The 26,534-nt window shown below is 67.9% G+C and carries 27 protein-coding genes and 1 tRNA gene; 13 read left to right on the top strand and 15 right to left on the bottom strand.

What is annotated here, in order from left to right; translation table 11 throughout:
• Positions 1-5 precede the first annotated feature (5 nt).
• From LOS8367_RS02725 to LOS8367_RS02735, 3 genes are read left to right on the top strand one after another with little or no spacing between them, the layout of a single operon-like run.
• Positions 6-2,051, top strand: coding sequence for an HAD-IIB family hydrolase (locus LOS8367_RS02725; RefSeq protein ID WP_165761373.1), 2,046 nt, complete (start codon positions 6-8; stop codon positions 2,049-2,051).
• The gene (locus LOS8367_RS02730; protein WP_085894939.1) at positions 2,048-3,169 is read left to right on the top strand and encodes a glycosyltransferase; all 1,122 of its coding nucleotides are present in this window, start codon (positions 2,048-2,050) and stop codon (positions 3,167-3,169) included. The genes LOS8367_RS02725 and LOS8367_RS02730 overlap by 4 nt, the downstream gene beginning before the upstream one ends.
• Before the next feature lie 16 nt (positions 3,170-3,185).
• A complete protein-coding gene (locus LOS8367_RS02735; RefSeq protein WP_085894940.1) occupies positions 3,186-4,112 on the top strand; it encodes a galactosyltransferase-related protein in 927 nt (308 codons plus the stop codon).
• Positions 4,113-4,118: 6 nt separating this feature from the next.
• On the opposite strand, the gene LOS8367_RS02740 is transcribed toward LOS8367_RS02735, so the two are convergent.
• Positions 4,119-5,255, bottom strand: a complete 1,137-nt coding sequence (locus LOS8367_RS02740; RefSeq protein WP_085894941.1) for a glycosyltransferase — start codon at positions 5,253-5,255, stop codon at positions 4,119-4,121.
• 154 nt (positions 5,256-5,409) lie between these two features.
• Between LOS8367_RS02740 and LOS8367_RS02745 the strand changes: the two genes are divergently transcribed.
• Positions 5,410-6,093 (top strand): tellurite resistance TerB family protein, encoded by a 684-nt coding sequence (locus LOS8367_RS02745; protein ID WP_085894942.1) that lies wholly within the window; start codon positions 5,410-5,412, stop codon positions 6,091-6,093.
• Between the two features lie 87 nt (positions 6,094-6,180).
• On the opposite strand, the gene LOS8367_RS02750 is transcribed toward LOS8367_RS02745, so the two are convergent.
• The 5 genes from LOS8367_RS02750 to LOS8367_RS02770 form a co-directional block, all read right to left on the bottom strand.
• Positions 6,181-6,699, bottom strand: a complete 519-nt coding sequence (locus tag LOS8367_RS02750) for a DUF2934 domain-containing protein (protein WP_085894943.1) — start codon at positions 6,697-6,699, stop codon at positions 6,181-6,183.
• 147 nt (positions 6,700-6,846) lie between these two features.
• Positions 6,847-6,923: transfer RNA gene (locus LOS8367_RS02755), tRNA-Arg, on the bottom strand.
• Positions 6,924-7,029: 106 nt separating this feature from the next.
• The gene (locus LOS8367_RS02760) at positions 7,030-8,427 is read right to left on the bottom strand and encodes a sensor histidine kinase (RefSeq protein WP_085894944.1); all 1,398 of its coding nucleotides are present in this window, start codon (positions 8,425-8,427) and stop codon (positions 7,030-7,032) included.
• A gap of 34 nt (positions 8,428-8,461) precedes the next feature.
• A complete protein-coding gene (locus tag LOS8367_RS02765) occupies positions 8,462-9,880 on the bottom strand; it encodes a dihydrolipoyl dehydrogenase family protein (protein ID WP_085894945.1) in 1,419 nt (472 codons plus the stop codon).
• Positions 9,877-10,623, bottom strand: a complete 747-nt coding sequence (locus LOS8367_RS02770; RefSeq protein WP_085894946.1) for a TVP38/TMEM64 family protein — start codon at positions 10,621-10,623, stop codon at positions 9,877-9,879. Before LOS8367_RS02770 ends, LOS8367_RS02765 begins: the two co-directional genes overlap by 4 nt.
• 242 nt (positions 10,624-10,865) lie before the next feature.
• On the opposite strand from LOS8367_RS02770, the gene rpmH reads away from it, so the two are divergent.
• The 3 genes from rpmH to yidD are packed head-to-tail and all read left to right on the top strand — an operon-like array spanning position 10,866 to position 11,631.
• Positions 10,866-11,000 carry a 50S ribosomal protein L34 gene (gene rpmH / locus LOS8367_RS02775; protein WP_017928060.1) on the top strand — a complete coding sequence of 45 codons (135 nt, stop codon included), beginning with the start codon at positions 10,866-10,868 and terminating at the stop codon, positions 10,998-11,000.
• A 32-nt stretch (positions 11,001-11,032) separates the two neighbouring features.
• Positions 11,033-11,413: a ribonuclease P protein component gene (gene rnpA / locus LOS8367_RS02780; protein ID WP_085895439.1), complete on the top strand. Its 381-nt coding sequence runs from the start codon at positions 11,033-11,035 to the stop codon at positions 11,411-11,413.
• On the top strand, positions 11,410-11,631 hold the full coding sequence (yidD, locus tag LOS8367_RS02785; RefSeq protein ID WP_085894947.1) for a membrane protein insertion efficiency factor YidD: 222 nt from the start codon (positions 11,410-11,412) through the stop codon (positions 11,629-11,631). Before rnpA ends, yidD begins: the two co-directional genes overlap by 4 nt.
• Before the next feature lie 15 nt (positions 11,632-11,646).
• Here yidD and LOS8367_RS19360 read toward each other — a convergent pair whose 3' ends face one another.
• Complete coding sequence (locus tag LOS8367_RS19360) at positions 11,647-11,778, bottom strand: hypothetical protein (protein ID WP_278247956.1); 132 nt, start codon at positions 11,776-11,778, stop codon at positions 11,647-11,649.
• A gap of 84 nt (positions 11,779-11,862) precedes the next feature.
• Here LOS8367_RS19360 and ttcA point away from each other — a divergent pair, with 84 nt between their 5' ends.
• The 6 genes from ttcA (at position 11,863) to LOS8367_RS02815 (ending at position 18,447) form a co-directional block, all read left to right on the top strand.
• A complete protein-coding gene (gene ttcA, locus LOS8367_RS02790) occupies positions 11,863-12,726 on the top strand; it encodes a tRNA 2-thiocytidine(32) synthetase TtcA (RefSeq protein ID WP_085894948.1) in 864 nt (287 codons plus the stop codon).
• Positions 12,727-12,848: 122 nt separating this feature from the next.
• Positions 12,849-14,396 carry a putative bifunctional diguanylate cyclase/phosphodiesterase gene (locus tag LOS8367_RS02795; protein ID WP_085894949.1) on the top strand — a complete coding sequence of 516 codons (1,548 nt, stop codon included), beginning with the start codon at positions 12,849-12,851 and terminating at the stop codon, positions 14,394-14,396.
• 138 nt (positions 14,397-14,534) lie between these two features.
• Positions 14,535-16,370 (top strand): membrane protein insertase YidC, encoded by a 1,836-nt coding sequence (gene yidC / locus LOS8367_RS02800; RefSeq protein WP_085894950.1) that lies wholly within the window; start codon positions 14,535-14,537, stop codon positions 16,368-16,370.
• A 5-nt stretch (positions 16,371-16,375) separates the two neighbouring features.
• A complete protein-coding gene (gene yihA / locus LOS8367_RS02805) occupies positions 16,376-17,026 on the top strand; it encodes a ribosome biogenesis GTP-binding protein YihA/YsxC (RefSeq protein WP_085894951.1) in 651 nt (216 codons plus the stop codon).
• 33 nt (positions 17,027-17,059) lie between these two features.
• Positions 17,060-17,956, top strand: coding sequence for an acetylglutamate kinase (argB, locus tag LOS8367_RS02810; protein WP_085894952.1), 897 nt, complete (start codon positions 17,060-17,062; stop codon positions 17,954-17,956).
• The gene (locus LOS8367_RS02815; RefSeq protein WP_085894953.1) at positions 17,953-18,447 is read left to right on the top strand and encodes a SixA phosphatase family protein; all 495 of its coding nucleotides are present in this window, start codon (positions 17,953-17,955) and stop codon (positions 18,445-18,447) included. The genes argB and LOS8367_RS02815 overlap by 4 nt, the downstream gene beginning before the upstream one ends.
• An 85-nt stretch (positions 18,448-18,532) precedes the next feature.
• On the opposite strand, the gene LOS8367_RS02820 is transcribed toward LOS8367_RS02815, so the two are convergent.
• The 8 genes from LOS8367_RS02820 to LOS8367_RS02855 all read right to left on the bottom strand — a co-directional run bounded on the left by LOS8367_RS02820 (position 18,533) and on the right by LOS8367_RS02855 (position 26,377).
• Entirely contained in the window at positions 18,533-19,324 is a 792-nt protein-coding gene (locus LOS8367_RS02820) for an amino acid ABC transporter ATP-binding protein (RefSeq protein ID WP_085894954.1), read from the bottom strand.
• Positions 19,325-19,334: 10 nt separating this feature from the next.
• The gene (locus tag LOS8367_RS02825) at positions 19,335-20,651 is read right to left on the bottom strand and encodes an amino acid ABC transporter permease (protein ID WP_085894955.1); all 1,317 of its coding nucleotides are present in this window, start codon (positions 20,649-20,651) and stop codon (positions 19,335-19,337) included.
• 1 nt (position 20,652) lies between these two features.
• Positions 20,653-22,179 carry an amino acid ABC transporter permease gene (locus tag LOS8367_RS02830; RefSeq protein WP_085894956.1) on the bottom strand — a complete coding sequence of 509 codons (1,527 nt, stop codon included), beginning with the start codon at positions 22,177-22,179 and terminating at the stop codon, positions 20,653-20,655.
• A gap of 135 nt (positions 22,180-22,314) precedes the next feature.
• Entirely contained in the window at positions 22,315-23,334 is a 1,020-nt protein-coding gene (locus LOS8367_RS02835; protein ID WP_085894957.1) for an amino acid ABC transporter substrate-binding protein, read from the bottom strand.
• A gap of 259 nt (positions 23,335-23,593) precedes the next feature.
• Positions 23,594-24,301 carry an ATP12 family chaperone protein gene (locus tag LOS8367_RS02840; RefSeq protein ID WP_085894958.1) on the bottom strand — a complete coding sequence of 236 codons (708 nt, stop codon included), beginning with the start codon at positions 24,299-24,301 and terminating at the stop codon, positions 23,594-23,596.
• Positions 24,301-24,972 (bottom strand): HAD-IA family hydrolase, encoded by a 672-nt coding sequence (locus LOS8367_RS02845; RefSeq protein ID WP_106534983.1) that lies wholly within the window; start codon positions 24,970-24,972, stop codon positions 24,301-24,303. Before LOS8367_RS02845 ends, LOS8367_RS02840 begins: the two co-directional genes overlap by 1 nt.
• Complete coding sequence (locus LOS8367_RS02850; protein ID WP_085894959.1) at positions 24,969-26,027, bottom strand: RluA family pseudouridine synthase; 1,059 nt, start codon at positions 26,025-26,027, stop codon at positions 24,969-24,971. The genes LOS8367_RS02845 and LOS8367_RS02850 overlap by 4 nt, the downstream gene beginning before the upstream one ends.
• Positions 26,024-26,377: a fluoride efflux transporter FluC gene (locus tag LOS8367_RS02855; protein ID WP_085894960.1), complete on the bottom strand. Its 354-nt coding sequence runs from the start codon at positions 26,375-26,377 to the stop codon at positions 26,024-26,026. Before LOS8367_RS02855 ends, LOS8367_RS02850 begins: the two co-directional genes overlap by 4 nt.
• Between the last annotated feature and the right edge of the window lie 157 nt (positions 26,378-26,534).

Raw genomic sequence — 26,534 nt, forward strand, 5'->3', positions numbered from 1 at the left:
TCGTGATGCAGATCGCGCTCGGCGGTTGCCTCAAGGCGCCGCCGATCCACTATGGCCTGACCGACGATACGGGCGGTCATATTGCCTATGTGCTTGCCGCGACCCGCGCGCTCGAGGCGCGGTCCGACATCGATCGCATCGACGTGGTGACACGCCGCTTCCACCGGCCGGATCTGGGCATCGCCCATGCCCGCCCGCATGAGAGGCTGGGGCCGAAATCGCGTATCCTGCGGCTGGACGACGGCTGCGCCGACTACCTCTCCAAGGAGGCGCTGGAGGCCCGGATTCCCGCGATCACCGAGGCGTTTCTCGACCACCTCGCCGGGCTCGCCCGCAAGCCCGACGCGATCCACGCGCATTTTGCCGATGCGGCCGAACTGGCTCTCGCGGCCCGCGAACGCTTCGGTATCCCGGTGATCTATACGCCGCACTCTCTCGGGCTCGACAAGGCTCGGGCGATGCAGGGCCAAGGGGACGCGATGTCGCGGCGCATCGCAGCCGAAACCCGCGCCATCGCGGGCGCCTGCGCCACCGTCGTTTCCTCCCGCGACGAGGCCGAGCGGCAAGTGGTGGCCTATGACGGGGCCGACCCCGCCCGAATCCACTGCATTGCGCCGGGCGCCACACTGCCCGGCCCCGCCGACATGCAGGCCGCAAGGGCGTTGATCTCGCCCGAACTGGCCCATCCCGAACGCCCCTTCATCCTCGCCGTGGCGCGCCCGGTCGAAAAGAAGAACCTCGCCGGTCTGGTGACCGCCTATGCGTCGGCGCCGGGTCTGCGCGATCGTGCGAACCTCGTGATCCTCGCCGGGCTGCGCGGCCCGGGCCGTCAGGGCAGCGAGGAGCAGCGGCGCGTGATCGTGGGGATCCGACAGGCGATACGCACCCACGGGCTCGAAGGACGGGTGGCCCTGCCGCCCGAACATGACGCGGCGAGCCTTGGCGGCCTCTACCGTCTCGCCGCCGAGCGGCGCGGCGTCTTTGCCAATCCGGCGCTGACGGAACCGTTCGGCCTGACCATCCTTGAGGCCGCGGCCGCAGGACTGCCCGTGGTCGCGACCTGCCATGGCGGCCCTTCCGATATCGTCGCGCGGATCGGCCACGGGCTGACCGCGGAGCCGAACGATGCGCAGGCCTTTGGCGCGGCGTTGTCGCGGCTGATCGGCGATGCCGAGATGCATGCGCGCTGCCGCGAGGCCGCCGCGTCGCACGAAACCGCCTATTCATGGGGCCACTGGGCTGCCCGGGTCGCCGCGCTCATCGCGCGTATCGCCGCGCCGCGCCCCCTGCCCATCCCCACCCGGATCTTTGCCAGCGACATCGACAATACGCTGACCGGCGATCGCGACGCGCTGCACGGCTTCGCGCAATGGCGCAAGGGAGGCCACGCGCTCTTCGCCGTGGCGACGGGACGCACCATCACCGAGGCGCGGCGTATCCTCGCGGAGTGGGAAATCGACGAGCCCGACGCCTTCATTACCTCGGTCGGCACAGAGATCTACCGCCGCGACGCGACCGGTCGGCTGATCTTCGACAAAAGCTGGGCCCACGAGATCGAGTGCGACTGGCGCTGCGATGCGATCCGCGACGCGCTCGACAGCCCCTCGATCCGGATGCAGCCCGAGATCGAGCAGCGGCGCTGGAAGCTGGGCTATCTCGGTGATGCACGACAGGCGATGCGGATCCGCAATCGGCTCGACATGGCGGGGCTCGCGGCGCGGGTCATTGCGTCGCATGGGCGTCTGATCGACGTCGTTCCCGTCCGCGCGGGCAAGGGCGCGGCGCTGGGCCATCTCGCGCGCAGCCACGGGCTGAGCCTCGACCACTGCGTGGCAGCGGGCGATTCCGGCAATGACGAATGCATGCTGCGCGCGGCCGGGCGTGCCATCATCGTGGGCAACGCCGATGGCGATCTCGCCCGCCTGCCCCGCCGGCCCGGCCTTTACCGAAGCCCGCTGGCGTATGCGGCGGGGCTGATGGACGGGCTGAGCTGGGCCGGGCTGACGCCGCAGGAAATGAATGAGCCGGTCATGCGGGTGGCTGCGGAATGAGGCCGCTGGGTTACTTCGTACACCACCAAGGGCGCGGCCATGCCGAGCGTTGCGCCGCGCTGGCCTGGGCGCTGCCGCCGGAGCGGCCGATCACCATCTTCTGCGCCCGCGACGATATCTTGCCGTCACTGCCGTCCCACGCGCAGATCGTCACCATCCCGTCGCTGTTCGAGGCAAGCGGGGCCGAGGCGCCGGGCCTCGCCGATCTCGACACGCCTGACACGCTGCATTGCGCACCGGTGGGCTGGCCCGGCATCCGCGAGGCGATGGGTCTAATCGCGGGTTGGTTCCGCGAGGCCGATCCGGCGCTGATGGTCTGCGACGTCTCGGCCGAGATCGCGCAACTTGCGCGGATCTGCTCGGTTCCGCATGTGAAGGTGCTGCAGCATGGCGACCGGAGCGATCCCGGACATGTCGCCGCCTATCGCGGGGCCTTGGGACTGCTCGCGCCCTGCCACGAGGATCTGGCGCAGCCCGACTGGTCGGGCGGAATGCGGGACAAGACGCATTTCGCGGGCGGTCTCGGGATCGCCCCGATGCCCGGGCGCACCGAGGCCCGCGCCCGGCTGGGCATCGCCGCCGATGAAAGGGTTACTCTGGTCGTCTCCGGCGGTGGCGGCTCGGGCTTTGCGCAGGCGCCGATTGGTGTCGGCGCCCGCGCCTTTCCCGATTGGCAGTGGCACAGCATCGGCCATGTTGCGCGCGATTGGCACGCCACCGAGCCTGGAAACCTGATCCATCACGGCTGGGTCGATGACGCGCCCGACAGGATCGCGGCCGCCGATCTGGTCATTGCCTCGACCGGCAACACCACCTGCCATCAGGTGATGGCGGCTGGGGTGCCGTGGATCGCGGTGCCGGAATGGCGCTACTTCGACGAGCAGCACGCCAAGGCCCGCGCCCTCGATGCGGCCGGTGTCGCCCATGTCGAGCCGCATCTCCCCTCCTCGGTCCATGCTTGGCGCGCGGCGGTCGATGCGGTCTTGGCGCGCCATGACGCGGCGCGCATGCGCGCGCTCGTCTCCCCCGATGCCGCCCAGAACGCTGCCGCATGGCTCGAAACGCTGATCCGGCGGGGCTGGGACCAAAGCGCCCCGCTCGCCCTCGTTGCCGAATGAACCCCAGGAGTTACCCATGACCGCTTCCGTCCTGACCATCGCCCGCGGGCGCGATGCGCATCTTGCCAATCTCGTGCGCGGGCTGTCGCGCCAGACCGAGATGCCGACAGAGCTGGTGATCGTGCGCATGCAGGAAGCGACGTACGCCCTGCCCGACGCCCCCTTCCCGGTGCGGCAAGTGGCGCTGATCCGCGACAGCCTGCCGCTCGCCGAAGCGCGCAACCTCGCCGCCGGCGAAGCACAAGGTAACGAGTTGCTGTTCCTCGACGTCGACTGCATCCCCGATCCGGATTTCGTAGCCGATTACCGCCGCCACCTCGCCGGTTTCAAAGGGCTGGTGATGGGCGAGGTCATGTATCTGCCCGATGGCGTGAACCGCGACGGCTGGGACTATGCCGATTTCGAGGCCGTGGCCGAGCGCCATTCCGACCGACAGGGCCCGCCGCCGCAGGGCATCCGGGATTGCACCGACTACCGCTGCTTCTGGTCGTTGAACTTCGCGATCCGCCGCGCCGATTTCGAGCGTATCGGCGGCTTTGACACGCGGTTTCACGGCTATGGCGGAGAGGATACCGATTTCGGCCGATCGCTCGAGGAAGCGGGAATGAAGATCGGCTGGGCCAAGGGCGCGCGTGCCTATCACCAGTACCATCCGCACCACATGCCGCCCGTGCACCATCTCGAAAGCGTCGTGCGCAACGCCGAGCTGTTCCGCGGGAAATGGGGCCATCGTACCATGGGGCACTGGCTCCATGCCTTCGAACTGATGGGGCTGATCGCGCAAGACGAAACCGCGATCCGCATTCTGCGCGCGCCCTCCGAGGGGGATCTGGCGCTGACCCGGCACCAGAGCTACCGGCCTTACTGCAACTCGGCCGAGGTGATCCGCGAGATCGAGCGGCGCCGTGCGGTGCCCAGCGCCGCCCCGGTCGCAGCGGAATAGAGGGTCTCAGGCCCCGGCGGTCACGACCTCCGGGGCGACCTCCAGCTCGTGCGGTGCATATGCGATGCCCGGCCAGTCCGCCTCGCGCGCCGCGACCGCCTCGGCGTAAAGCGCCTCATAGCCATCCACCATCGCGCGGATCGAGAATTTTTCCTCGACCCGGGCCCGCGCCGCTTCGCGCGGCAAGCTCATCGCCTTGACGAGCGCTTGGGCCAAGGCCTCGGCATCATTCGGCGGGGCATAGGTGCCGCAGGGGCCGATCACTTCCCGTACCGCACCCATCTCGACTGCCGCCACCGGCAGGCCACATGCCATCGCCTCGATCGCCGCAAGGCCGAAGGGCTCGTCCCAGAGCGGGGTGAAGAGCAGGGCGGAGGCTCGTCCGAAGGCCGAGGCCAGATTCGCCCCTGCGAGATGGCCGCCATAGCGGATATCGCCTCCCAGAAGCGGCGCGATCTCGTCCTTGAAGTAATCGCGGTGCTCGATCACCCCGTAGAGCGTCAGCGGCACGCCCGCGATCCGCGCCGCCTGCACCGCCAGATGCGTGCCCTTTGTCGGCGTGATCCGCCCGGCCCAGACCGCCGATCCATCGCCCGAGGCCGAAAACGGCCAGTCCGCCAGGGCGATGCCGTTGCCCACGACCCGAGCCGAGGCCGGCGGAACCTCCCACCAGCGCCCGAGCTGCAACCGTGAGCAGGTGGTGACGAGGTGCCACGGTGCCACGCTGTCGCCCATCGCCCGGCGCAGCGCCACGAAGGGTGGCACATGCATCGACGACACCATCGGCAGCCGCCGCGCCCGCGACAGGCGCGGCGGAAAGCGGTGCAGCGTGTTGTTGTGCACCACGTCGAACGCCCCTGCCGCCACATCGCGGCAGGCCGCCGCGAACGTGGCATCGAGCAGGTCGTTGAGCGTGTCGGTGCCGTGAAAATCATGCCACGGGTAGCGGCGGTCGTAATGCTCCTCCAACACCGCATGCAGTCGCACTTCCGGCGGCGGGGCGCTGTCGCCGCTGGCGAACAGCGTGACCTCGTGACCCCGGGCCGCCAGTTCGCGCGCGAGGTGCCAGCCATGCGCCTCCATGCCCCCCATGAAGGGCGGCCGCAGCGGGTGGCGGATATGGGTCATCAGGGCGATCTTCACACATACGCTCCCTAGCGGTCTTTCATGGCTGACAACTGCGCTCCACGCCGGAGGGGTCAAGGCCGGGTGCGGGGCCGCACCGGCGCAAAGCCCACGGAACGAAGCGCCCGACCGCGTCGTTCCACCTGCGAACCCAGGCGGAAAGGATGATCCCATGAGCCTCAAACGGATTCTCGGCGTCATGCTGGCCTCGCGGATGGCCGGGCGCGGTCGGCGCCGCGGCAGCCTCGGCAGCGCGGCGCTGCTCGGCGGTCTTGGTGGCCGCGGGCTGCGCGGCAAGGCCGGCGTCGCGGCGCTGGGCTACATGGCCTACCAGGCCTATCGCGATCACCAATCGCGCCAACGCGCCAGCGGCTCCACCGCCCATGCGGCCTCCAGCGGCTCCGGATCGGGGCTAAGCGGCATCTTCGACCAGATCGCCGGGGCGCTGGGCGGCGAGGCGCAATCGACCGAGACGCCCGATCCGCGCCACCAGCAGGCCGCCGAGGCGATGAGCGACGACCGCGCCCTGCTGTTGATCCGGGGCATGATCGCGGCGGCCCATGCGGACGGCAATCTCTCGGCGGATGAGCGGCACCGCATCGCCGGCCAGCTCGACGAGGCCGAGGCCAGCGCCGATGAGCGGCGGCTGATCGCCACGGAAATCGAGAACCCCAAGCCGATCGACACGTTGCTTTCGCGGATCGACGACCATGATACGGCGATCGAGTTCTACCTTGCCTCCCGCGCCGCGGTGGATTCCGAGACGGAGGCGAACCGCGCCTATCTGACGCTGCTCAGAAATCGGCTCGGCATCACCGAGGAAGAGGCGCGCGAGGCCGAGGAGCTCGCTCCCTGATCCCGCCTTGTCGCGTCTTGAAACGCGAAAGGGCCGCTTCCACTCGGAAGCGGCCCTTTTTCTGTCATGCCCGTTCGGCATCCGGCCTCAGCGGGTTTCGCTCGGCCCCTTGGCATAGGCGTCGGCGGTCTTCTCCGGGCCAGAGCGCACGGCCCGGCGGGAGACCTTCTTTTCGCCCGGTTTCACGGTGTTGCCGCCCTCGGCCGCCCCCGCCTTGTCGGGATCGACCTTGGCACTCTTGCGGGGACGACCACGCTTGGGTGCGGCGCCGGGCTCGGTCTTCTTGGCAGCGCTCTTGCGGCGCCCGCCGGTGGCGGGGGTTGTGTCGGCGATCTGCTCGCCGGGGGCCTCCGGCATGCCTTCGCGGGCCTGCTGCACGTCCATCTCGTCGAGCCCGTCCGCGTTCAAGGGCAGGTCATCGCTGCGACCGGCAAGCCCCGCCGCGGCAGCCGTATCAGGCGCCACGTCGGTATCGGTCGCGTCCTCGGCGTCGATCTGCGCCACCGCTTCGTGCCAGTGATCCTGGTGGCGCCCTTCGGGCGCACCCTCGCGCTGCCACAGATCATAGGCGCGCTGCCGGATCCGTTCTTCCCTGTCCTCGGCCATCGGGGTCCTCCCGGTTGAATCCACGTTCTTTTCCGGAGGTATCGCGGCTTCGCAGGATTTCGAGTCCCCGGTCTGAAAAGATAGCATTTGAAACGACGAAAGCCCCCGGAGGGGCTTCATCGATCTCTCGTTCCGAATGGGAGGAAGTGGCGGACTGGGGAGGATTCGAACCCCCGACCCCTTGATTCGTAGTCAAGTACTCTATCCAACTGAGCTACCAGTCCGCTGTAGAGTGAGGCCGATCTACCGTCCGGTGCCGGGACATGCAAGGGCCGTTTTCGAGAAATCTTCACGTTTCTGCCCGACCTCCCTCCTGCCGTGGCGGCAGGCCTAGCCGACTGCCAACTGTGGAGCGCTGCGCGGCAGGCAGATCGCGAACTGGGTGCCGGTCTCGTCGCTGCGCGTCAGTTCGAGCCGGCCGCCATGGCCGCGCACCAGCTCGGCGGCGATGGCGAGGCCCAGCCCGGTGCCGCCCTTGGCCACGCCGCCGCGAAACGCCCGGAACAGATGCTCCCGCGCCTTGGGCGGCAAGCCCGGCCCGGTATCGGTGACATAGATCCACCATGCATCCTCGTCCTCGCGCGCCGAAACGGTGACGCGCCCGCCCCCGCCCTTCGCCATGATCGCCTGGCGCGCGTTGCGCACGAGGTTCGACAGCACGCGGAACAGCTGCTCGGCATCGGCGCGCAGCACCAGCCCCGGCGGCACCTCGTCGTGGAACTCGACCTCGCCGCCCTCGCCCGCGGCCAGCCGCTCCGCCTCCAGCACTTCCGTGACCAAGGCCGCCAGCGGCAGCCGGGCGAGCTGTGGCGGCGGCTCCTCGGCACGGCCGAAGGCCAGCGACGATTCGCACAGGTTCACCGCGCGGGTGATCGAGCCGACCAGCTTGGGCGCCATGCGCTTGACCAGCGGATCCTCGGAGCTGTCGAGCCGGTCGGCGAAGAGCTGGGCCGAGGTGAGGATGTTGCGCAGGTCATGGCTGACCTTGGCCACGCCGGAGCCTAGCTGGGCCAGCCGGTCCTTCTGGCGCAGCGCCGAGGTGAGCTGCGTTTCCATCGCCTGCAGCGCCGTCTCGGCCTCGCGCAGCTCGCGCAGCCCGGCGCGCGGCGCGATGATCCGGCGCGCATCCTCGGGCGCGTCGGCATAGCTCTGGATCTGCGCAACCACCCGCTTGATCGGGGTCACGAGAAAAGCCTGCACCGCGGCGAAGAGCAGCGCCGCCGTCACCACCGAGATCACCGCCGAGAGAATCAGGATGCGCAGACCGTATTCCAGCATTTCGGCGCGCAACGGCGCCTCGTCCATCGTCACCTCGATCAGAAGCCCGCCCTGCTGCACCGGGTCGCCGATCACCCGGATGATCCGCTCATCGGCGTCGAGAAGGGTGCGCAGAGCGTCGCGGATCAGTTGCAGCGCGGAATCATTGCGTAGATCGTAGGTGGCGTGGATCGGCTCGGGAATCGGCGAGGACAGCGCGAGCTGGCGTACCTCGTCACGCCGGAGCACGACGTTGTAGACGCCGGCATTCTCCAGAAGCTCCGCCTCGAGATCGGCATCGAGCGTCTCCGAGGCCAACAGCGCCAGCGAGGCGATCTGCGCCCGCTCGAGCCGCAGCTGCAGGTAATCCTGCCGGAACCGCGCCACCGAAGGGACGAAGATCAGCACCTCGGCCAGCATCACGAAGACCGTGGTCAGAGCGAGGAATCGTCCGGAGAGGGTATTGAACATCTGGTCCCTTTTGCGCCGCCGGGCGGCCGGACCCTCAAGGAACCCAGCGCTGGACCGCCCGGACGGCTGTCTTCACCCATTCGTTATCAAACAGGCTGGCGCTGAAATAGTTGCCCGCTGCACGTTTGTTGATTTCACCACGGCTCGGATAGGGCAGCACGGCGCCGGCGATCTTCGACAGCTTGGTGCCGCTGGCGATGGCGATGGCCCAGACGCCGATCAGGTCGCCTGCCTCCGGCCCGAGGATCGTCGCGCCCACGGGGCGGCCCTTGACCGCCATCAGCTTCAGCATCCCCTCGGTGCGGCCCTCGGCGATGGCGCGGTCGTTCTCGTCGAAGCGCGCGCGGATCACCTTGAGCGCATCGCCATGCCTCTCGCGCGCCTCCGCTTCGGTCAATCCCACCTGCGCGAGACCCGGATCGGTATAGGTGGCCCAAGGGATATGCGCGGTCTTGGCCTTGGATGGCAGGCCGAACAGCATCGAGCGGATGATTACTCCGGCATGGTAGCCTGCCACATGGGTGAACATCAGCCCGCCCGCGGCGTCGCCGACGGCATAGACGCGACGATTCGTCTCCGAGCGCAGATCGGCACCGACGGCGATGCCCTTGGGGCCATGTTTCACGTGTGCCACCTCGAGCCCGAGCCCGTCGGTCACCACCTCGCGGCCCACGGCAATCAGCAGATGCGTGCCCTCGAAGGCGCCCGTCTCAGTTTCGACCCGGATCGCGCCGGCCTTGCCGGAAACGCGCGTGACCTTGGCCTGCTCCTCGATGCGGATGCCCTCCTCGCGCAGCATCGACAGAAGCTGGCCCGCCAGCTCGGGGTCGTCCTTGCCCAGCGCCCGGGCGCCCTCGATCACCGTCACCTCGCAGCCGAGCCTGCGATGCGCCTGCGCCATTTCGAGGCCGATCGGCCCGCCGCCGATGATCAGCAGATGATCCGGCTTCTCGCGCAGATCGAAGATCGTCTCGTTGGTAAGGAAAGGCGTCTCCTCGATGCCGTCGATCGGCGGCACCAGCGGACGCGAGCCTGTAGCGAGCACGAAGCGGCGCGCCTTGACGGTCGTATCGCCCGCCCGGAGTTCGTCGGGAGAGGTGAAGCAGGCATGCTCGCGGATCACCGTGACACCGAAGCCCTCGTAACGCTCCTGCGAATCGACCGGCGCGATGGTGGCGATGCTGCGCGCGACATGATCCTTCACCGCGGCGAAGTCGATATCGGGTACGGTCGGCGTGATACCCATCTCGGCGCCCTTGGTCATCGCATGCGCCTGCTTGGCCGCAGCCAGCATCGCCTTGGATGGCACGCAGCCACTATTGAGGCAGTCGCCGCCCATTTCGCCCTTCTCGATCAACACCACGCGCGCGCCCATCTGCGCCGCGCCGGCCGCGACCGAAAGCCCGCCCGATCCGGCGCCGATGATGCAGGTGTCGCAGTCGATATGGCTCATGCGAGGCCTTTCCGGCCCTTCACGGCCTTGATGAGAAGCGGCAGCGCCGAAAGCGCGGCCAGACCGAGCAGCGGCAAAAGCACCTGCGGCTCGAAGATAATGCCGAGATCGGGGGTTTCGCCGGCGGCGAAGACCGCGCCCAGGCCTGCACCGACGGATGTGAAGACCAGCGCACCCGGCGTGATGCCCAAAAGCGTGGTGATCGCGAAGGGCACCAGCCCCACGCCGACCAGCGCCGGCAGCAGGTTGGCCACGAAGAAGGGCACGATCGGCAGCAGGCGCATGAGGAACAGCATCGACCACTGGTTTTCCTGGATGCCTTCCTTGATCCGTTTCAGCCTGCCTTCGGAGGTGTCCATGCCCTTCGATAGCCGCCGCCCCAACCCGGCGCGCGCCGCGAGGAAAATCAGCACCGCCCCCAGCGTCGCGCCGACGACATTGAACAGCACGCCTGGAAAGGTCCCGAACAGGAAACCGCCGGTGAGCGTCGCCACGGTGGCACCGGGCAGCGAGAAGGCCACGATCGCCACATAGGCGGCGATGAAACCCGCCACGGCAAGCGCGTAGTTGGCGTCACGCCAAGCGATCAGCGCCTCGCGGTTGTCGCGCAGCGTCTCAAAACTCAGCACGTCCCGCAGGAAGAAGGCGCCGATCAGTGCCACCGCGCCGATCACGAGAATCGGCAGGTAGCGGGTCCAGCCGGAGCGCGCAGGCCCCGGCTCATCTGTGTTTTCGCTGCTCATAAGTGCCTCACCGGACATGTCATATCTCCAGACATGCACCGGCGCCGGGGCCGCGCCCAGCCCCCTCGCGCCCTGTTGATCCGTAGCGCGCGACTGTAACATTGCGCATCGGGCAGGATTCCGGCCTGCCCCGCGTTGACAGGCCGCCGATGCCTCTTTATGGCACGGGCTTCGAATGATGGCAGGCCCCGAATCCGGCATGGACGGCGGACGGCGCGGCCCCTTGAGACGGAGAAAGCGCAATGAAACGCACGTTCCAACCCTCGAACCGTGTGCGCAAGTCGCGTCACGGCTTCCGCGCCCGCATGGCCACCAAGGCCGGCCGGAAGATCATCAACGCCCGCCGCGCGCAGGGCCGCAAGGTGCTGAGCGCCTGATCACCCAAGTGGTGACGGACCAGAAGACCCCCGTGGTCGGCAGAGATGCCGCCGCGAAGGGGTCTTTCGGCGTTGGTGTCGACAAGATCCGCAAACGTCCCGACTTCCTGCGTGCCGCCCGGGCGCTGCGGCAGGGTACGACCGGATTCCACCTGCAGGCCAATCCGCGCGGCGATGGCTCCGAGGCCATGCGCGTCGGTTTCACCTGCTCAAAGAAGGTCGGCAACGCGGTCGCGCGTAACCGGGCCAAGCGTCGCCTGCGCGAGGTGGCCCGCAAGGTGCTGCCAGAACAGGGCCGCGCCGGCTGGGACTATGTGCTGATCGGTCGAGCCGAGATCACCGCCACGCATGATCTCGCGCAGATGGCCCGCGATCTCGAATGGGCGCTGTCCCGCGTCCATGCCCAGGCATGAGCCCGCTCGCGCAGGTCATAGCCCTGCCGGTGCGGCTCTACCGCCTCACCTTCTCGCCGATGGTCGGCCATGGCTGCCGATTTCACCCGACATGCTCGGCCTATGCGCTCGAGGCGCTGGAACGGCAGGGCGGGCTCAAGGGCGGTTGGCTGGTGCTGCGCCGCCTCGCTCGCTGCCACCCATGGGGCGGCAGCGGCATCGACAACGTGCCTGACTGACGCCTAAAGGGCCGGTTACTGCCGAAGCGTGATGACGCCGCAGGCGATCCGAACGCCGGCCCCGGCCTGGTAGGTGTCCGGGTTCATGTGGATGACGATCGCCAAGCCGCCTTCGTCGAAGAGGCTTTCCTCGGCACCCTCTTCCAAACCGCCCGCCCGCCCCCTGCTCCCGGGCCTTTCCTCGCGGGCGCGCGCGTGGCATATCCCCGCCGATCGAAAGGAGCCCCGATCATGCTCGACGACGCTCAGGACGACCTTCAGGACGACATCCACCCGCTCTTTGCCGGCGCGCCCAAGACCACGGAGTTCCGCAAGCTGCGCAAGCGGATCATCCGCGACACCCGCGAGGCGATCGAGAAATACGGCATGGTCGAGCGTGGCGCGCGCTGGCTCGTCTGCCTGTCGGGCGGCAAGGACAGCTACACCCTGCTGGCGGCGCTGACCGAGCTGCAATGGCGCGGGCTGCTCCCTGTCGAGATCCTGGCCTGCAACCTCGATCAGGGCCAGCCGGGCTTTCCGGCGACCGTGCTGCCGGAGTTCCTTGAACGCATGGGCGTGCCGCACCGCATCGAGTATCAGGACACCTATTCCATCGTCATGGACAAGGTCCCGCAGGGGCGCACCATGTGCGCGCTCTGCTCGCGCCTGCGCCGCGCCAATCTCTACCGCGTCGCCCGCGAGGAGGGCTGCTCGGCCGTGGTGCTGGGCCATCACCGCGACGACATGCTCGAGACCTTCTTCCTCAACCTGTTCCACGGCGGCAAGATCGCGACGATGCCGCCCAAGTTGGTCAATGACGAAGGCGACCTGTTCCTCTACCGCCCGCTCGCGCATGTGGCCGAGGCCGATTGCGAGAAGTTCGCGACCGCGATGAACTATCCGATCATCCCCTGCGATCTCTGCGGCAGTCAGGACGGGCTGCAGCGCCAGCAGATCAAACAGATGATCGACCAGTGGGAGAAGAACGCGCCCGGCCGACGGCAGAAGATGTTCGCCGCGCTTAGCCAGGTCCGGCCAAGCCACATGCTCGATCCGGCGCTGTTCGACTTCGCGGGGCTCGGCCTGAGCGGCAGCGGCGATGGGGCCGGCGATTGAGGCAATTCTAACAACTCCCCCTCCCGGCCGTTAACGCGCCGCTCAGATCGCTATCCTAACCTGCAATCCGTTCAGGCTGGGCGCCGCCGCGCTCCGCCACCCATCGCGGAATGGATGCATGGATGCGCAGCACGGCTCGAACCCACCTGCTTCAGGGATGCGCCCCAATTCTCGGGCGAATCGGCGGGCCGGCGCGGCTGCTGGGCCAGGTCCTTGCACCGTTGCTACTGCTGGGCGCGCTCCTTCTGGGCGGGGCGCCTGGCGCCGCAATGGTGGCGGTAGCGCTGCCGCTCACCATCGCCGCCGCTCTGGGCCGGCCGATCCTGTCGACCTGCACCGCGCGGGATTCGCTCACCGGGCTGGGCGACCGCCGGTCCCTGACCGCCGTACTCGACCGGATGCTGCTGCGCCGCCACGGCGGGGCGCAGGGGTTGGCAGCAATGGTGATCGAGATCGACGACTTCAAACGGATCGAGCAGCGCTGCGACCGCTTGGCGGTCGAACGGGTGCTGCGGAAGGTGGGCGAGCGGCTGCAGGACGGGCTCCGCGCCGATGACAGCCTGTCGCGACTCGACGGGCCCTGCTACGGCGTGGCGCTCGCCCCCGACCGTCGGCTCGACCTCGAAACCGCAATCCAGCTGGGGCAGCGGTTGCAACAGGCATTGGCCGAACCGATCAAGGTGGGGGACACGCAGGCGCATGTCACCGCCTCGGTTGGCTTTGCGCTGGCGGGGAAAAGCCCGTCCTCCGACGGAACCGCGCTGCTGCAGGCGGCGACCCTGGCTCTGATCGAGGCGCAGCGCGGCGGCGCGGCCTCGATCCGCAGCTATTCCAGCGCGATGCAGCACCGCGTCAGCATCCGCAACAGCCTCTCGGACGAGATCGCCGCGGCCCTTGATCGCGGCGACATCACCGCGCATTTCCAGCCGCAGATCTCGATCCCGGACGGTCGGGTCAGCGGTGTCGAGGCGCTGGCGCGCTGGCACCACGCCGACCGGGGCTTGATTCCCCCCGCCGAATTCCTGCCCGTCGCGGAACAGGCCGGGCTGATGGGGCGGCTGGGCGAAGTGATGGTTCAGGACGGGCTCAACGCCTTGCGGCTTTGGGACACAGCGGGGCTGGCGGTGCCCCGGGTCGCGGTCAATTTCTCGCAAAGCGAGCTGGCCGACCCCCGCCTGATCGATCGGCTGGCTTGGGAACTGGACCGCTTCGACCTGTCGCCGGACCGGCTCGTGATCGAAGTGCTGGAGACGGTCGTGGCGCAGCGCATCGAGGACATGGTGGTGCGCAACCTCTCCGGGCTGGCCCGGCTGGGCTGCCGGCTCGACCTCGATGACTTCGGCACCGGCCATGCCGCGATCACCGCGATCCGCCGCTTTTCGATCCAGCGCATCAAGATCGACCGCTCCTTCGTCAGCCGCATCGACTGCGACGCCGAGCAGCAAAAGATGGTCTCGGCGATCCTGACCATGGCCGAGCGACTCGGGCTCGAGACCTTGGCCGAGGGGGTCGAGACCCAGGGCGAGCGCGAGATGCTGGCCAAGCTGGGATGCGGCCATGCCCAAGGCTTTGGCATTGCCCGCCCGTTGCCGCGCCCCGAGGCCGAGGCCTGGATCCGGGCCCGCCTCCCGGATGCGACCGCCCCCGATCGCGCCCGCCGCGCCATCTGAACGCCACGCGCGAGCCCCTGCCGGAACGGGCGAACGGCGCTGCGGCAAGGGCGCGCCGCGGGCGAAAGAGCTTGACCTTCGGACCCTCGCCCTGTTGAACCGCCACTGACCTTTTCCGGCGATCCGAGGCGGCTTTTCATGGACGATCAGAACAAGAACCTGATCCTGGCGACAGTGCTCAGCCTGGTGGTGATCCTGGGCTGGTTCCTGATCTTTCCTCCCGAGGAGCAGGCGCCCTCGCCGGAGATCGACGAGATCTCGACCGCGCCCACCGAGGATCTGGGCCCCGGCACCGCCTCTGACGCGGTACCCGGCAGCGCCCTGGAGCAAGCTGCCCCGGTGGCGCAGGAAGCGCCCCGCGTCACCGTCGAAACGCCGAGCCTGACCGGTTCGCTGTCGCTGCGCGGCGGCCGGATCGACGACCTGTCCCTGGCCGACTACCACGAGACGCTCGATCCCGAGAGCCCGCTGGTGCGGCTTCTGTCGCCGGTCGGCTCCGACACGCCCTACTACGCGGTCTGGGGCTGGGCCCCGGTCGGCGGCGAGGCCGGCCCCCTGCCCGGCCCGGACACGCTGTGGACGCTTGAGAGCGGCGAGACGCTGACCACCGACAGCCCGGTGACGCTGTCCTGGGACAATGGCGAAGGCCTCGTTTTCCGCCGCACCGTTTCGGTCGATGACAAGTTCATGTTCGATGTCGAGCAGACAGTCGAGAACACCACCGACGCGGCCGTCACCCTCGCGCCCTATGGCTTCGTGGCGCGGCATGGCGAGCCGGATACCCAAGGCTTCTTCATCCTGCATGAAGGCGTGGTGCGGATGACCGACGGCACGCTCGAAGAGATCGACTACGGCGACATGCCCGATCTCGAACCCGATGCCCGCGGCGCGGGCCGGGTCGACGTGGCCGAGGTCGCGGGCAACGGCTGGACCGGCTTCACCGACAAGTACTGGATGACCACGCTGATCCCCGAGCCGGGCACGCCGTTCCGCTCCGTGGTGCGTTATTCCGACCGCTCCGAGGTGTACCAGACCGACGCCGTGCTGCCGGCGGTCGAGGTTGCGCCCGGCGCCACCGCCTCCTCCGAGACCCGCCTCTTCGCGGGTGCCAAGGAATGGGAGGCGATCCGCGGCTACCAGAACGAAGGCGGCATCGAGGGCTTCGTCGACAGCATCGACTGGGGCTGGTTCTTCTTCCTGACCAAGCCGATCTTCATGCTGCTGCATTTCCTCAATGGGCTGATCGGCAACATGGGCTGGGCGATCATCGCGCTGACCGTGATCCTCAAGGCGATCGTGTTCCCGCTGGCCTACCGCTCCTACGTCTCGATGGCGCGGATGAAGGAACTGCAGCCGGAGATGGAGAAGCTCAAGGAGCAAGCCGGCGACGATCGCCAGAAGATGCAGCAGGGCATGATGAAGCTCTACAAGGAGAACAAGGTGAACCCGGCCTCGGGCTGCCTGCCGATCCTGCTGCAGATCCCGATCTTCTTCTCGCTCTACAAGGTGATCTTCGTCACCATCGAACTGCGCCATGCCGAATGGTTCGGTTGGATCCGCGACCTCTCTGCGCCGGACCCGTCCTCGATCCTGAACCTGTTCGGCCTGCTGCCCTTCGACGCGCCCGATCCCACCAGCTTCCTCGCGATCATCTCGCTGGGCGTGCTGCCGATCCTTCTGGGCATCTCGATGTGGCTGCAGCAGAAGCTGAACCCGGCCCCCACCGACCCGACCCAGAAGATGGTCTTCGCTTGGATGCCGTGGGTGTTCATGTTCATGCTGGGTAACTTCGCCAGCGGTCTGGTGCTGTACTGGATCACCAACAACGTGATCACCTTCGTCCAGCAATACGCGATCATGCGCAGCCACGGTGCCAAGCCGGACGTGTTCGGCAACATCCGCTCGGGCTTCAAGCGCAAGCCCAAACCCGCCGAGGCCAAGGCCGCCAACGCGCCCGGGAAGCCGAAGAAGTGAGTGGCATGCAGATGAGCTTTCCCGAGGCCGCCCCGCCCGAGCCCGATGCGGCCGAGGCGGGGCGGCTTCTGTTTGCCGGCGAGGTCGAGTTCCTCAAGGGCGTGGTCGCGATGTCGGGCCTGCCGCCCGCCGACCGGCTGGAGGTCTGCTTCGCGGGCCGCTCCAATGTCGGCAAGTCCTCCCTGATCAACGCACTCACGGGGCGCAAGGCGCTGGCGCGTGCCTCCAACACGCCGGGGCGCACTCAGGAGATCAACTTCTTCACCGCCGCCGACAGCCACTACATTGTCGACCTGCCGGGCTACGGCTTTGCCAACGCGCCGGTCGCGGTGGTCGAAAAGTGGCAGCGGCTGCTGAAGCAGTACCTTTCGGGCCGACCGACCCTGCGCCGGGCCTTCGTGCTGATCGACGCGCGCCACGGTGCCAAGAAGGTTGATGAGGAGATCATGACCCTGCTCGACCGCTCCGCCGTGCCGTTCCAGGTCGTGATGACCAAGATCGACAAGGTGAAGAAAAGCGAGCTGGAGCAGAGTCTCGGCCTGACTCGCGCCGCGCTGGCCAAACACCCGGCCGCCTATCCCGAGCTGGTGCTGACCAGCTCCGAGAAGGGCGACGGCATCGAGACGCTCCGCGCGATCATCGCGGGGCTTTCCTGACGCCTTTCCTGACGCATTGAACAGGGGCCTCTGATGAGGACGCAGAAGATGGATCGAGACTGGATCGCCACCGCCAAGACGCTCTCGGAAGCCCTGCCCTACCTGCAGCGCTATTCCGGCGCGATCGTCGTGGTGAAGTTCGGCGGCAACGCCATGGGCGACGCCGATGCGATGGCCGAATTCGCCCGCGACATCGTGCTGATGCGCCAGGTCGGCGTGAACCCGGTGGTCGTGCATGGCGGCGGGCCGATGATCAACGAGATGCTCGGCAAGCTCGGCATCAAGTCCGATTTCGTGCGCGGCAAGCGTGTCACCGATCAGGCCACCGTCGAGGTGGTCGAAATGGTTTTGACCGGTCTCGTCAACAAGCGCATCGTTCAAGCCATCATGGATGAGGGCGGCCGCGCCGTCGGTCTCTCGGGCAAGGATGACGACCTGATGGTCGCGGTGGCCGACGACCCGGAGCTGGGCTTCGTGGGGCGCCCGGTCGAGATGAACGTGCAGGTGCTGCGCGACATGTTCGGCGCCGGCATCATCCCGGTGGTCGCGCCGGTGGCGACTGGCATGGACCCGAACGAGACCTTCAATGTCAACGGCGACACCGCCGCCGGTGCCATCGCCGGCGCACTCAAGGCGGACCGGCTGCTGCTGCTGACCGACGTGTCGGGCGTCAAGGATGCGAGCGGCGAGGTCGTCACCCAGCTGTCCCCCGAGCAGGTCCGTCAGATGACCGCCGACGGCACCATCGCCGGCGGCATGATCCCCAAGACCGAGACGGCGCTGATGGCGCTGGAGCAGGGCGTGCGCGCCGTGGTGATCCTCGACGGCCGTCTGCCCAACGCCTCGCTGCTGGAACTGTTCACCGAGCATGGCGCCGGTTCGATCATCCGCTCGAGCGAGAGCCGGATGAAGCCGCGCAACGAGACATGAGCCTCGAGCTCGTCCTGATCCGCCACGCCAAGTCCGATTGGGGCGATTCCGGGCTCCGTGACCACGCCCGGCCGCTGGCGGCACGCGGCCGCCGCGATGCGCCACGCATGGGTGCTTGGCTCGCGGCGGGCGGACACGTGCCCCAACTGGTGCTCTGCTCGGATGCCGTGCGTACGCGCGAGACGCTGGCGCTGATGCAGCCAGAATGGGCCGAGACGCCCGAGATCCGCCACGAGGCCACGCTCTACGCCGCCCCGCCGCGGCAGCTTCTGGCGGCCCTGAAGGGCGTGCGGACCCGGCGGGTGGCGCTCGTCGCGCACAACCCCGGCATCGGCCGCCTCGCCGCCGATTTAGCGGCCGAGGCCCCGGCGCATCCGCGCTTTCACGACTACCCGACCTGCGCGGTCACCGTGCTGCAATTCGATGCGTGGGACTGGGCCGCGATCGGCAAGGGCCGCGTCGCCGCCTTCGCCATACCCGCCGACCTCTGAACGGCGAAAGGGGCCGCTTTCGCGCCCCCTTCCCTGCTTCGTTTCGTGACCGCTCGTCTTCGCGGCCCTTCGAGCCGCGTCGCGGTCAATGGCCGAGGATCTGGCTCAGGAACAGCTTCGTCCGGTCGGATTTCGGGTTCTTGAAGAAGGCCTCCGGCTCGTTCTGCTCGACGATCTGGCCCTGATCCATGAAGATCACTCGGTTGGCGACCTGCCGCGCGAAGCCCATCTCGTGGGTCACGCAGAGCATGGTCATGCCTTCCTCGGCCAGCTCGATCATGGTGTCGAGCACCTCCTTGATCATCTCCGGATCGAGCGCCGAGGTCGGCTCGTCGAACAGCATGATCCGCGGCTTCATGCACAGGCTTCGCGCGATGGCGACGCGCTGCTGCTGACCGCCCGAGAGCTGGCCGGGATACTTGTGCGCCTGCTCGGGGATCTTCACCTTCTCGAGGAAATGCATCGCGATTTCCTCGGCCTCGCGCTTGGGGGTCTTGCGAACCCAGATCGGTGCGAGGGTACAGTTCTCAAGGATCGTCAGATGCGGGAAGAGGTTGAAGTGCTGGAAGCACATCCCGACCTCGGAGCGGATCTTGTCGATGTTCTTCAGATCCGAGGTGAGCTCAATCCCGTCGACGACGATCTTGCCGGCCTGATGCTCCTCGAGCCGGTTGATGCAGCGGATCAGCGTCGATTTGCCCGAGCCCGAAGGCCCGCAGATCACGATCCGCTCACCACGATAGACGGTGAGGTCGATGTCGCGCAGCACGTGGAACGAGCCGTACCACTTGTTCATGTTCGAGATCTCGATCGCGACCTCGTCGGAGACCTGCATCTGGCTGCGGTCGATGGTGCGGGCGGCGGTGGTGTCGGTCATCACACCCTCCTCAGTTGTGGCCGCGCTGGAGCTTTTTCTCCAGGTACAGCGAATAGCGGGACATGCTGAAGCAGCAGATGAAGAACAGCAGGCCGATGAAGACGAAAAGCTCCCAGTAGATGCCGTTCCACTCGGTCGAGGCGCGGATCGCGTTGCTGAGGCCGATCGGGTCCAAGAGGCCGATGAACACCACCAGCGTCGTGTCCTTGAACAGGCCGATGAAGGTGTTGACGATGCCGGGGATCGAGATCTTCAGGGCCTGCGGCAGGATGATCAGCCGCATCGACTGCCAGTAGGACAGGCCGAGGCTGTCGGCGCCCTCGTACTGGCCTTTGGGCAGCGCCGCGAGGCCGCCGCGCACGACCTCGGCGATATAGGCCGCGGCGAAGAGCGTCACCATGATGATGACCCGCAGCATCAGGTCAAAGTTGGTCCCCGGCGGCAGGAAGTAGTTCAGCAGCAGGGACGCGGTGAACAGCCAGACGATCAGCGGCACGCCACGGATGATCTCGATGAAGCCCACCGAGATCTTGTTGATGATGAACAGGTCCGACTGCCGCCCCAGCGCCAGGAGGATGCCCAGCGGCAGCGACAGGATGATGCCGGCGATGCCGATGATGAAGGACAGCATGAAGCCGCCGAAATCCTGGCTCGGCACGTATTCGATGCTCAGCGCCACCGCCTGCTCCAATTCCCGCGCGAGCGGGCCCGCGGTGTAGAGCCAGTAGATAATGGGCAGCGCCGCTGCGACGATGGAGGCGATGAGCGTGCCCGCCAGAGGCGCCAGCGCCCGCCACGCGGCCCAGCCCAGCACGAAGCCGAGTGCGACCGAAACCGGGAACCAGACCGAGCCGCCCCAGAGCAGCCAGAACATCACGAAGGGCGAGATCGCGGTAAGCGCGAGCGCCTTGCGCGGCGTATGCGGGAACAGCACCGGCGCGATGGCGGCGAGGAAGATGATCAGTGACAGCACCGGGCGCCAGTAGAGTTCGCGCGGGTAGAAGCCGAACATCAGCTGCTGCCAGCGGTCGGTCAGCACTGCCCAGCAGGCGGCGGAGGTGCCCTCGGGCAGCGTGGCGTCGCGGATCTCGCGGCATTCGGTGAGCGACGAGGCGTCCCAGATGCCCCTGATCACCCATGGCATGGTGTGCGACAGCGCCCACCAGATCACGTAGAGCGAGATCAGCGTCGTGATGATGTTGAACCAGCCGGAGAACAGGTTCTCGCGCATCCAGAGGACGGCGCCGCGGTTGCCCGCCGGCGGCTCGGATTGCGGGATCATGCTCTCGCGGACGAAGGAGACGGTCTGCGCATGCGTGTCGGACATCTCAGCGCTCCTTCAGTTTCACGCGGGAATTGTAGAGGTTCATGGCGCTCGAAATGATCAGGCTGGTGACCAGGTAGAACAGCCCCAGCAGCAGCATCCCCTCCAGCTCCTTGCCGGTCTGGTTGATGGTGATGCCGCCCAGTGTCGAGCGCACGTCCATGTAGCCCACCGCGATCGCCAGCGACGAGTTCTTGGTGAGGTTGAGATATTGCGAGATCATCGGCGGGATGATGACGCGCAGCGCCTGCGGCAAGATCACCAGTCGCATGGTGCGCGAAGGCTTGATGCCCAGCGCATAGGCCGCCTCGGTCTGGCCCTTGGAGACCGACAGGATGCCGCCGCGCACGTTCTCGGCGATGAATGCGCCGGTATAGAGCGACAGCGCCAGCCACAGCGCGATCAGCGAGTTGCGAAGCTGCAGCCCGCCCTCGAAGTTGAAGCCACCCAACACCGGGCGCTCGAACTCCACCGGCATGCCGCGCCGGATCGTGTCGGACAGCGCCACGGCGCCTGCGGGCACGGTGGCGAGATCGACCGAGGCCGGCAGCGACAGAATGTTGCAGTTGCCCGCCTCGAGCGCGGCGAGCGCGCCTGCGGCATCCTCGACAGCGACGTAGTTGAAGCGGATCTCCTGGCTGCGCATCAGCCGGCGCAGGTTCAGCGATTCGGTGGAGAACGGCACCGCGCAGGCGTTGATCGTCTGTTGGCTGGCGGCGTAATCGGTCAGCGTCATGCCCTCGGTAGCGCCGGTGGCCAGCACCGGCTGCGTCACCCGGCCCGAGGTCATGCCCAGCGCCAGGAAGGCGACGGCGGTCGGAACGATCAGCAGTCCCAGCGTACCCCAGCCGATCGGCAGGATGCGCCCGGTCTGCTCCTGCGTGCGATGCGCGTAGCGCCGCCAGAAGAAGATCGCGACCAGCGACACGAGGAACACGGCGAGCAGGATGCCCGCGCCCGCGCCCCAGAACGGCGCCGGGATGAACACGCCGCGATTGGTGATGGCGATGGTGTCGCCAAGGATCATCGAGGCGTCGCCGCCCTCGCGGAAATCGCGGGGCTGCGGCGTGGCCTCGGTCATCAGGGCGAAGATGAGGAGGATCCACAGCAGCACGGGGATGTTGCGGAAGCCCTCGACATAGACGGCCATCAGCTTGGCCACGAGCCAGTTCTTGGACAGGCGCAGCACCCCTGCCAGAACGCCGACGACGGTGGCCAGCGCGCAGCCCAGCACCGCGATCAGCAGCGTGTTGAGAATCCCTACCAGCGCGGCGCGGCCATGGGTCGAGGCGCTGTCATATTCGATCAGGCGCTGGTTGATATCGTAGCCCGCGCGCTGGCCGAGAAAGCCGAAGTCGAAATCCTTGCCGAGCGCCGAGAGGTTGGCGATGGTGTTCGATACCAGCCAGCTCAACCCCAGCATCAGCGCGATGAAGGCGATCACCTGGATCGTGAGGGAGCGGTAGCGGGTATCGTAGATGAGCTGGCTCGGCCGGAAACCGGCCTTCGGAGCATCCGAGGTCGTGGTCATGCAATGGTCCCCGTTGGTCCCCTCGCCGGTTGCGCGCCGGTTGCTCCGGCTGCGCCCTGCACTCGGGGGGCGGCGGCGCTTCGCGCCTTGTCCGTGATTGGTGGGGAGGGGCGCAGAACGCCCCTCCCGGGATGCTTAGCGGAACGGCGGCGCGTAGATCAGACCGCCATTGGTCCACTGCGCGTTCAGACCGCGCGCCAGACCGATCGGGGTGTTCTCGCCGATGTTCTTCTCGAAGATCTCGCCATAGTTGCCGCCGGCGGCGATCGCGTTCTTGGCCCACTCGTTCTCGAGGCCGATCATCGCGCCCAGCTCGCCCTCGGTGCCCAGCAGGCGGTTCACCTCGGGGTTGGTGCCCGGCGCGGCCGCCAGCTCATTGACATTGGCCGAGGTCACGCCGAATTCTTCGGCCGCGATCAGCGCATTGAGGGTCCAGCGCACGATGTCGCCCCACTCGTTGTCGCCGTGGCGCACCAGCGGGCCGAGCGGCTCCTTGGAGATGATCTCGGGCAGGATCACGTGCTCGCCCGGGTTCTCGAAGGTGGCGCGGGTCGCGGCGAGGCCGGAGGCGTCGGTGGTGTAGGCGTCGCAGGCACCGGCGAGGTACTGCTGCTGCGCCTCGGCGTTGGTCTCAACCGGGACCGGCTCGTAGCTGATGTTGTTGTTGCGGAAGAAGTCCGCGAGGTTCAGCTCGGTGGTGGTGCCGGTCTGGATGCAGACGGTGGCGCCGTCGAGATCCTTGGCCGAGGACACGCCCAGCGCGGTCGGCACGATGAAGCCCTGGCCGTCATAGTAGTTGACGCCGGCGAAATCAAACTTGAGATCGGTGTCGCGCGAGAAGGTCCAGGTGGTGTTGCGCGCCAGCATGTCGATCTCGCCCGAGGCCAGCGCGGTGAAGCGGGTCTGGCCGGTGGTGGGCACGAAGTTGACAGCGGTCGGATCGCCCAGCACGGCGGCGGCGACGGCGCGGCAGACGGCGACGTCGAAGCCCTCCCAGACGCCGTTGGCGTCGGGGGCGCCGAAGCCGGCCAGGCCGGTCACCACGCCGCAGTTCAGCTCGCCCCGCTCCTTGACATCGTCAAGCGTGGCGGCCTGCGCCGCTCCGGCGACGAGACCGGTGACGGTCAGCGCGCCGAAGAGTACGGATTTCTTCATGAATAACCTCTTCCTGAGTTGCGGCCCCTCTTGGCGGGGGCGGCATTCTTGTTGCCGGGCCGCCGCGCGGCACGACGATCTGCAAGGACCGTTAAGATCCCGACGGCGCCAGTTGGGCAATCTTTCGCCGTCAGGTCAAGGGCTGCCCCCTGTCCTTGCCGGACACAGACGCGGGGTAAATAAGCAGGGGCGCATGCAAAACGGGCGGTTCATCGATGAACCGCCCGCTCAGGATGCGCAGAACCGGTTGAGGTGCCGCCTAGTGCAGCAGCCGCCAGAAGGAGGCCGCGTCGAGAAAGGCGGTGCGCTTGACCTGCGCCATCGCCTCCGCCTCCTCATCGGCACCCCATTGTTCGATCTGCCATTCCTCGTCGAGCCGCGACAGCCGCCAGGCCTCCTCGGCCTCCAGACGCTCCTCGATGACCGCGAGCGCCAACACCAGCGACCCCGACAGCGCCACGAGATCGTGAAAGGCCGCGAGGGCGAATGGCTCCATCTCGCGCACCGGGGCGGACAGCCGCTCCAGCGCGGCCGCGTCCTGCGTCACCGGCATGACGCCGGATACGGTGGAGAGCTCCGCGCCGTAACGCTCCCTGACCCAGTCGAGCAAGGGGTCCCACTCGACCGCCTGCCGGGCCACCAGCTCGGCCGGGCCCAGGGCGCGGTAGCACAGGAGGTCCGAGCCGCCATAGGCCGCCAGCATCTCGGCCACCTCGGCACGCTGCAAGGCGACCTTGTCGATCGCCGAGTTCGAGGTGCGGGTGACTGGCATGCTGCGGGGATCGATCCGTTCCTCCTGGGCCTGCCACTCGGCAGCGACCGCCCGTGCCAGCGCCTGCGTTGGCAGCACCAGCGCCGCCTTGGCGGGGGTGCGCACAGGCCGGCTGTCGAGCAGCACCTGCCAGCCGCCCTCTGCGGGGGCGATGCCAGCCTCTTTCCAGAACCGCTTGGCCTTCCATTCGCTCATCAGGTCGTCTCCGTCAGGTCGTCGAGCGCGGGCGCGAGCCCGGCCCAGTCGTGGATGATCCGGTCGGCCATGAGCCCGGCCGCCGGCTGGTAGCCCCAGCCCACCCCGATCGAGGCCACGCCTGCGGCGCGCGCCATGTCGACGTCGAAGCGGGTGTCGCCCACCATCACAGCCCGCTGCGCCGCCACGCCGGTTTCAATGAGCGCGGCTTGGATCATCGCCGGGTTCGGCTTGGAGGGGTGGTCGTCTGCGGTTTGCCGGCTGTGGAACATCCCCTCCAGCTCATGCGCCTCGATCAGCCGGTCGAGCCCGCGCCGCGACTTGCCCGTTGCCACCGCCAAAAGCGTGAACGGCTCGCCCGCAAGCCGGTCGAGCGTCTCGCGCGCCCCGGGATAGAAGGGGCTGCTCTCGGGCCCATGCGCCCGCCGCAGATCGGCATAGGCGGTGCAGTAGGTCGCGATCATGCGGGCGCGGGTGTCGCTGTCTCGATCGCCGGCCAGCCTCAGGAAGGTCTCGGGCAGCGACAGCCCGACCCCCGACAGGACCCGCTCGCGCGGCGGCGTCTCCAGCCCCTCCGAAGCGAAGGCGGCCGCCATGGCGGCGAGGATGTCGCGCTGGCTGTCGACCAGCGTGCCGTCGACGTCGAAGATCACCAGCCGCAGGTCGCTCATGCCAGCGGGTCGTTCGGATCGAAGGGGTCCATCGGCGCCTCGCGCGCATCCCAGCCGAGAAAGTCCCAAGTCCGCTCCATGTGCTCGGGCAGCGGCGCCACGAGCTGCAGCACCGCCTTGGTCACCGGGTGCTCGATCTTCAGCGAGCGCGCATGCAGATGCAGCTTGCGGTCGATCTCGGCGCCAAGGCCGGACCCCCAGCCATCGCCGAGATTTTCCTGGCTCGAACCGCCATATTTGCCGTCGCCCACCACCGGGTGGCCGATCTCGGCCATGTGGGCGCGCAGCTGGTGGGTGCGCCCCGTCACCGGCACCAGAGCCATCCACGACACCCGCTGTCCCAGCGCGCTGATCGTGGCGAATTCGGTGGTGGCGCGCTTGGCGCCCGGCGTCGTGTCGACCTCGGCGGGGTGGATGCACTGCATCTTCTCGCCCTCGCCGCCCTTGCCATGGCCCATCGCCTTCACGAGACCATACTTGATGATGCCCGCGCGCGGCTGCGGCGCACCGGCGACGGCGGCCCAGTAGATCTTGCGGGTCTCGCGGTGCTTGAGGTTCTCGGTCAGACCCTTGGCCGCCATGCGGGTGCGCGCCAGCAGCAGCACGCCCGAGGTGTCCTTGTCGAGCCGGTGCACAAGGCGCGGCTTGTCCTCGAAGCCGTCGCGCAGCGCCTCGGCGAGGCCGTCGACATGCTTGGAAACGCCGGATCCCCCTTGGGTCGGCAGGCCGGCGGGCTTGTTGATCGCGATGATGTGGTCGTCGCGGTAGATCACGCAGCCGCGGATCATCTCCGCGTCCTTCTTGGAAATCTGGCTGCGGTCGACGGGCCGGCTTTCGACCTCGTGCGCCTCGGGAATGGGGGGCACGCGCACGCTCTGGCCGACCTCGAGCCGCGTCGCGGGCTTCACGCGACCGCCCTCGACCCGAAGCTCGCCCTTGCGGCACATCTTTTCGATCCGGGTCTGGGCCAGATGGGGAAACCGCCGCTTGAGCCAGCGGTCGAGCCGCTGATCGCCCTCGTCGGCCCCGACGGTGATGGTCTGCACGCCGCTCATGAAAGGCTCCTTGCGATCCAGAGGCCCAAAGCACAGGCCACGATTGAGAGAATGACCGATCCCGCCACATAGGCCAGCGCCGCGCTCATGCGGCCCGCCTCGACAAGACGCAGCGCGTCGAGCGAGAAGGCCGAAAAGGTGGTGAAGCCGCCCAGCAGCCCGGTGATCAGCAACGGTGCCAGCGGCGCGCCGCGCCCCGCAAGCCACACGAACAGCGCGCCGATCGCGAAGCTGCCCGCGACGTTCACGGCGAACGTGCCCATGGGAAAGGCCACGGCCTGCCCCACGAGAAATCGCAGGCTCGCGCCTGCGGCGCCGCCGAAGGCCACCAATGCAAGGGATGTCATCATCCGCGCGGTGTCGTTGGGTGCGCCCTGCTTGTCAAGCGGCGGCCCGCCCGGCCCGGTCCGCAGCGGCCCACAAGTTCAGCCCGTGCCGGATGACGCGAGGTGCGGCGGGTGGGCGACCCCTCTCCGGAAGGGCCGTGCTAGTATTGATCGGGCCTGC

Source organism: Limimaricola soesokkakensis (genome assembly GCF_900172345.1).
In the GTDB taxonomy this organism is placed as follows: Bacteria; Pseudomonadota; Alphaproteobacteria; order Rhodobacterales; family Rhodobacteraceae; genus Limimaricola; species Limimaricola soesokkakensis.